The organism is Bifidobacterium sp. UBA6881 (genome assembly GCA_002451435.1).
Taxonomy (GTDB): Bacteria; Actinomycetota; Actinomycetes; order Actinomycetales; family Bifidobacteriaceae; genus Bifidobacterium.
Window position 1 is genome coordinate 5139 of record DKCF01000030.1, and the last position, 6461, is coordinate 11599.

Sequence of the window (6461 nt, forward strand, 5' to 3'; positions counted from 1 at the left end):
GCCTGCCATAGAATGAGAACAATGTATGGAACATGTCAATTTTGACGCGTCATAATCCTGCAATACGTCGCAAAGCATGACACAATGGCAGATGTTGTCGTGATGAAAGGAAGGCCGACAGCGGTGAGCGAAGATCAACGAACAGCGCAGCAGTGGACCGTCAGAGCGAATGGGGTCGATCTGAAAACACTGAAGAGCGGCGAAAGCGTGGAGATCGGGCGCAAGCCGCTTCGTCCTCTGCCTGACGATGGTCTGACCCGTCTCAATGTCGTGGACATCAACAAGTCCATGTCGAAACGTCATGCCGTGTTCACCGTCAAGGAGCAGGGCAGGGCCTTCATCCGCGATCTGAATTCCACCAACGGCTCCTATATGGTGACGGAGAACGGACAGCTCATCAAAATGCCCACGGGACGCGATATCGAGCTTCCGAAGTCGCCGATGATCGTGCAGTTCGGTGATGTGAAGGTCACGTTCGAACGAACCGATGTTTCCGCGCGCGCCGCGTCCGAGCACGCTCCAGCGGTGTCGAATCTGTTTGAATACGCCGATTCCGAGGAAAAGGCCCCGGAGCCGGATCTGTCCGATATGTCCGTGGACGATATCCTCAATCTCCGCTCGGGCGAGCCCACCACGTTGTTCCGGGCCCGCAACGTGGCCGAACGCGTCGATTCCATGAAGCGGGCCGAGGAGCATTCATTCGCTCCGGAGACGCGCACGGATGCCCCGGAAGCCGACGAATTGCCTTCCGTATCATTGGTGCCGAGCAACGACGTTGCCGAGGAAAAGCCCCGTGATCTGTTCAAGGACGCCGCGGCCAAGGCCGCGGAGAACGCCACACAACAGACGTCTGGGGACGTTTCCGCGCGATCTGACGAATCCGAGCCTGCCGAACAGTCGTCGGGCGGCTCGCAATCCGACACGAATGGCATGGTGCCCGTGGGCAAGCTCTTCGGCGCTCCCGCATCGTCTCCGGCTTCCGTTGTGCTGATGCCGCAATCCACCAGCGTTTCACAGCCGGTGGCGTCGGCTCCGGCACATCAGCCGCAGGCCGTGGAATCCGCGGAGGGAGTCGTGTCCGAGGACCTTGCGCATCGGGACGCTTCTTCAAAGAGCGTCTTCGCGCAGAACGCGCCCTCGGAAGATGTGGCGGCGGACGCGGCATCGGCGAACGCCGTGCCGGAAGAGAACCCGCCGGAGAGCATCTCCCGGGTGGAGGCGTCTTCCGAAGCCGCGGGATACGCCGACTCCGATGGGAATGAACGCTTCCGTCCGCATGGGGAGGCAACCGTTCCGACGAACGAGACGCAGACCACCGATATCACCGCGACCATCACGCCGATCTTCCAGCCTGGATCCGTGTTCGACCGGGTGTCGAAGGGCGGACTGGCCAAGCAGGAGCAGACCATTGAGGTCGATGGCATGACGTCGGACGATGCCAAGCGCACCGATGATTTCACCGTGCAGTTCCAAATGGCGCGGCATCCGGAGCTGCTGCCGTTCCTTGCCATGAACACGATGCTGTACGACGATTTGTATGCATGGCTGGAGGCGTTGGGGGACCCGGACATCGATGCGGCGTTGTCCCGCAACGCCGGATACGCGGAATATCGTAAAGCGACAGGGAAGTGAACCAACACATGAGTGAGAGCAATGAGACCACCGGCGCGCTGGACCGTATCCGCAGCTGGCGCGAGCAGTACCGTCTTGGATTGTCGCCGTCGCCGCTTGAGGACGTGACGCAGCTCGTCGCGCAGCTCGACATGACCCACGCCCATCCTTCGGGAATCGCGCAGCTGTTCGCAAGCGGCCATGTCACACTGGATTCGCTGTTCCGCGACAGCGGCATGCTCCGCGCCGCCGGCCGTCGCATCGAACGCGTGCTCGACGACAGCGAAACCAAAAGCCGGATCAATGGCGTCGGGGAATTGTCCTTGGTGGTCGGCGTGGCCACATGGAAGGGCAACCAGATGCCGGTGCTCATGTATCCCGTGGAAGTACGCAGGGAAGGCCGCAACATCGAGCAGGGAACGGTTATCGCGTTCACCGGCCGCGTGCGCCTGAATGCGGCGTTCGCGTCGGTCATGCGCGAAAACAGCGTGACCCTCGACGAATCCCGGCTGTTCGACGGTTCCAATTACGAAAGCGGCACCCCGGAGACCTCCGCGGTGTTCGCGGCGATCGCCGACCGCGCATGCGAGGCGTTCCCCGACTTCGAAATCGAACGTCACATCATCCTTGGCTGCTTCATGGATTCCTCGGCGCAGATGCTGGTGGAAAGCCAGAAGATCATCGATCAATTGTCGGAAGGGCAGACCGGCAACATCGTCCTGGACGCGCTCGCCGGCGACAAATCCGCGGTGCGGACGCTGGAAAAGGCCGAGATTCCTCCGTATAGTCCGTTTGACTCCGACCCGCACAGCGAATACGAGGTCGGCGACGTCGACAACACCGTGCGCTACGCCGCGCGGCTTGCCGCTGCCGGACATTCGATTTTCGTCGACAGCGTGATCGCCAACAACACCGCCGAGCAGGCGCTGGCGATCGCTTCGCGTTGCGTGATGAACGGTCGTTCCGTGCTGTACGTTCCCTGCGTCAACGATCAGAAGCGGCGTTTCGAACAGGCCGTCGTCGCCAACGAGATGGGCGGGCAGGTGCTGGACATCGCCGACGCCAATGCGAACGATGCCATTGACCGCCAGCTGATCGCCGCGGTCAGTTTCCAATCGGGCGTCGCCTCATCCCGCTTCGACCAGATCGCCGACGAATTGGTCGGAGTGCGCTCACGGCTGACCAGATATCTGGGCGACCTTCACGGCATCAGCGAGGAATGGGGCGTTTCCGCATATCAGACCATTCAGAACCTCGCGCAGATCGCGATGCTTCCCACCCACCCCGCCACGCATGTGCGTCTGGACAAGCAAACGGCGCATGACATCGCCGACACGATGGAACAATGGGCCGGAAAACTCAAGCGCGCCGCCGATTTGGGTGAATTCTCCATTACCGAAGGCGATACCGCTTGGTATCGTGCTTCGATTTATTCGGAGGATGAGGCCGTCACCGCATACCAGCGTGTGGTGGAACTGTTGTGCAAGGTGCTGCCGGCGCTGCGTGACCAGGTCTCCGCGACGGTGGAGGCCTGTGGATTCCCGGTGCCGTCCACCGCGCAGGAATGGGAGCGTCAGGTCACGGTGCTGAAGAATCTGCGTCGTGTGCTCGATGTGTTCCAGCCGGAGATTTTCGAACGCGACATCGCGTCCATGCTCGAGGCGACCAAGTCGAAGGAGTCGCGTAAGACCGAGGGAAGCTCCATGGGTTTCTGGGAGCGGCGCCGCCATATCAAGGAAGCCAAGAGCATGCTTCGCGTCGGCGCGCAGGTGGAGAACCTGCACGAGGCGCTGCAGGTGGTGTCCAAGCAGGCCGACCAGTGGCGCATGTTCGTGCCGCATGGAGGATGGCCGGTATTGCCGCCCAAGCTGGACGACATCATCGAAACGCAGAACGAGCTCGCCCGCGACCTCACCTCGTTGGATGCGGTGCTTGCGGGAACTCCGCAGGGCGGGGAGCTTGAAACCGTCGACCTTAATCAGGTCGAAGAACGCCTGAAGGCGCTGCATGCCGACAAGCAGTCGCTCGACAACCTTCCGGAGCGCGCCCGTTTGGAACGTGAATTCCACGACGCGGGTCTTGATGAGCTGGTTGCCGATTTCTCGAATCGCGGGATCGACGGCGAGGCTGTGGCCGGGGAACTGCAACTGGCGTGGTGGACCACGGCGTTCGAAGACATCGTGAGGTCTTCCGCGATCATCTCCAATCAGGACGGCTATGCGTTGCAGGATGCCGCCGATCGTTTCGCGCAGGTGGATGTGGAGCATGTGCGTTCCGCCGGCCCGATGGTGGCGCAGGAGTCGATGCGTCGCCTATGCGACATGCTGTTCTCCCGTACACAGGAAGCCAATCTGCTGCACACGTCGCTGGTGGGGTCCCATAAGGTTTCCTTGAATCGTCTGCACCGCGAGCACACGCAGATCCTCGCCGCGGCGAAGCCGATTCTGATGGCGACGCCCGCGACGTTGGCCGCGATCACCGATCCCGTTCCGCTGGCCGATGTGGCGATCATCGACGCGGGCGCGCATATTCCGTCCGTCGAATTGCTCAGCATCGTCAGCCGGGCCAAGCAGGTCGTCATCATCGCGCACCGGCAGACGGTCACTTCCGAAGGCGTACGGCATCTGATCGACTTGCTGCCAAGCGTGAAAATCGCCGATCGTCCGTTGTCCCGTGCTCCCAGGCTGGATGACTTTCTGGAGTCGGAAGGTTATGGCACGTTGCCTCACAATGTGGTCCGTGAGGAGTTCCAAGGCAGGCTCGAATACCATTTCGTCCCCGATGCGACGGGAGTGCCGTCCATGGCGTCGGGACTGGTGGAAAGCAGCCAGCAGGAAATCGACAAGATCATCGACATCATCAATCGTCGTGCGGCCTCGTTCACCGTCGTTCCCGCATCCTATGTGCTGACGGTGGTGACGTTGACGCATGCGTTCCGGCTTCGTTTGGGCGCCGAGCTCAAGACGATCGCGAATCGCGACAAGTCCAAGGGCATGTTCCTGCGCCATGTGCGCATCATCGATATCGCGGATGTCGCCGGAGCCCATGCCACCGACGCGATTCTTGCGATGTGCTACGCCAAGACCACGCACGGCAGATTGCTGCAGCAATTCGGCACGCTGGAGTCGGACGGCGGGCGCGGCATGCTGCTTGATGCCCTTGCGGTGCCGGACAGGCACCTTGACATCGTATCGGCGTTCTCGTCTTCCGATATGGATGACGAGCGGTTGCATCAGGCCGGCCCGAAGATGCTGAAAACGGTGCTTGGCTGGGCGGAAGGATTGCAGGACGAAGACAACGAGCCGGTTCGTCCGAAGACCATGGTCTCCGGTTCCAATGTGTTGTTCGATGATCTCGCCAGCCGTATTCGCGCACGTGGCCTGAATGTGGCGGTGGAGTATGGTTTCGAGGATGGTGCCAGGATTCCTCTCGTCGTCGGATTGCAAGGCAAGCCGTTCGCGCTGGCCGTGCTGACCGATGACGCGCAGTTCATGAAACTGCAATCCACCCGGGAACGGCATCGCACCCTGCTGCAGAACATCGAATCATTGGGATGGTCCGTGATGACGGTGTGGAGCGTCGGCGCGTTCGTGAATCCCGATAGGGAGGTCGACCGTATCGTGTCCTGCCTGAGCGGCATGTATCAGGAGGACAAATGAGCGCTGAACCAAAGGTGTGTTCGGTGAATGCCGATACTCCGGATTCGCAATCCGACGGGAACTCCGCCGCGCGGGCGGCGTCAACCACGGTTCCGGCATATTCGGCCACGCGACGCACCGCCCGCAAACACAAACGCGTCGTGCGCCAGGGAACGGAACTGTTCGATGCCGATGGCGTCAAATTGGAACCGTCCGACGTGCTGACCGAACGGCAGCGCGAGGCCGATGACGACAAGCGCATTCTTGGCGAATTGCCGCCGCACTGGGGCGTTTTCTCCGAACGCGGCCGTTGATGAATGCGCGCACTGGCACACGGGAACGTTGCCATGTGTCGGTGCTGGACGCTGATATGCGCGTTATCATCGCCGTGTACCCGTGTTGCCACGCGTCCCATGCGCGTTGGCATGCGTTGACGGCACGACGAATCATGAATGGCCCGGAGCTAATGGCATGCCGCCATGGGATCCGATCAGTGTTCGGTGGTCATTCTTCGCATACGGCGATGATCGCGCCGTCTTTGGGTTTGCGGTACGGCAGACTCAGGTCATTCCGCGGATACGGCGATGATCGCGTTGTACGTCTGCGCCTGCAGTACCGCCGCGGCCTCTTCGGGACGCATGGCGAACACCGCCGTGATGTTGCCGTTGGCATCCTGCGTCGGTTTCGCCATGAGTATGGCGTTCGGGCAAAGCTCCTGCAAGGCTGTGCCTGTTGTTGTATCTCCTGTGGACTTGTCTCCTGCGGATTCGTTTTCCGTGGGTGGGTCCGTGTTCGGGCCCTGGTCGATGGCCGCGCCGGACAACATCACCACGTCGCCGGGAATCAGATCGTCGGCGGAACTTGCCAGGCTCACCTCAATCGCCGTGTGCCCTTTGGACACCGTCGGTGACGCTCGCGCCATGGCCGGCACGACGATGCCGTTCTCGGGAATATCCACTTGCGCGGTCATGCCGACGGCTTCCTCCACCGCACGGAAGGCATGCTCCAAAGCGGCATCATCCGCGATTTCCCGTATGGCCAACGCGTTGGCGGGAATCGTGCTTCCGCGTGTGATCGTTCGCGTCGCGATGACGATTGGTCTGGTCGCCACCATAAGTCTTACGCATTGCAGTCCGGTGAGCATCGCCAGACCCGCGCATAGTGCGGCGAGCATTCGACGCACTCGCATGGTGGCTCGTCTACGCGCGAGGC

4 protein-coding genes are annotated in these 6461 nt (G+C 61.4%); 3 read left to right on the plus strand and 1 reads right to left on the minus strand.

The annotated features are described in order from the left end of the window. The first annotated feature begins 84 nt into the window (after nucleotides 1–84). From B3C64_RS02255 to B3C64_RS08730, 3 genes are all read left to right on the plus strand, one after another. Nucleotides 85–1632, plus strand: a complete 1548-nt coding sequence (locus B3C64_RS02255; RefSeq protein WP_414632147.1) for an FHA domain-containing protein — start codon at nucleotides 85–87, stop codon at nucleotides 1630–1632. A gap of 8 nt (nucleotides 1633–1640) precedes the next feature. Next, nucleotides 1641–5270 carry a helicase gene (locus B3C64_RS02260; RefSeq protein ID WP_291533430.1) on the plus strand — a complete coding sequence of 1210 codons (3630 nt, stop codon included), beginning with the start codon at nucleotides 1641–1643 and terminating at the stop codon, nucleotides 5268–5270. Nucleotides 5271–5410: 140 nt separating this feature from the next. Further along, nucleotides 5411–5563, plus strand: a complete 153-nt coding sequence (locus tag B3C64_RS08730; protein WP_349679948.1) for a BAG family molecular chaperone regulator 5 — start codon at nucleotides 5411–5413, stop codon at nucleotides 5561–5563. A gap of 251 nt (nucleotides 5564–5814) precedes the next feature. Here the strand turns inward: B3C64_RS08730 and B3C64_RS02270 are convergent. Continuing rightward, the coding region (locus tag B3C64_RS02270) for an SAF domain-containing protein (RefSeq protein ID WP_291533434.1) at nucleotides 5815–6461 on the minus strand (647 nt) is incomplete at its 5' end.

Bases quoted from the DNA above. Each gene is read 5' to 3' on its own strand.
- B3C64_RS02255 (WP_414632147.1), top strand. From the start codon at position 85: ATGGCAGATGTTGTCGTGATGAAAGGAAGGCCGACAGCGGTGAGCGAA.
- B3C64_RS02260 (WP_291533430.1), top strand. From the start codon at position 1,641: ATGAGTGAGAGCAATGAGACCACCGGCGCGCTGGACCGTATCCGCAGC.